The sequence below is a fragment of the Vibrio sp. 704 genome (genome assembly GCF_033339295.1).
In genome coordinates, this window is record NZ_JAWOUH010001110.1 from 1 (window position 1) to 500 (window position 500).

Consider the following 500-nt stretch of genomic DNA (forward strand, 5'->3'; position numbering starts at 1 on the left):
AAGTGAGAATACCGCAAACATGATGGCTAGCGCTTTAGAGCCAACACCATATTGTAGGTAGTACATTGGGCCACCAATCATTTGGCCATTGTCGTCAACGCGTCGGTATTTAACAGCAAGCAGACACTCAGCGTATTTCGTCGCCATTCCGAATAGGGCAGCAAGCCACATCCAGAATAGGGCGCCAGGGCCACCAAGTTTGATTGCGGTTGCAACGCCGACAATGTTACCAGTACCGATAGTTGCAGAAAGTGCAGTACAAAGTGCTGCGAAGCTAGAAACGTCACCCTGTTTATCAGATGACTTATCTTTACAGAATACCATCGCTAACGCGGTTGGTAGATGTTTAAACTGGATCAAGCCAAGGCTAAAAGTGAAGTAAACACCGGTTCCCACAAGCAAAATAAGCAGTGGTGGACCCCAGACAAAGTTATCAATGGTTTGTAGTAAAGATTGTAGGTCGTTCATGATTTCCCCTTAATAAAACAACTAATAAGGAG

Annotated in this window: 1 protein-coding gene; it reads right to left on the minus strand. The window is 45.2% G+C overall.

Features of this window, described 5'->3' with window-relative positions; all coding sequences use genetic code 11:
• On the minus strand, positions 1-468 hold a 468-nt coding region (locus R7R24_RS30925; protein WP_318120745.1), incomplete at its 3' end, for an alanine:cation symporter family protein.
• Positions 469-500 lie beyond the last annotated feature (32 nt).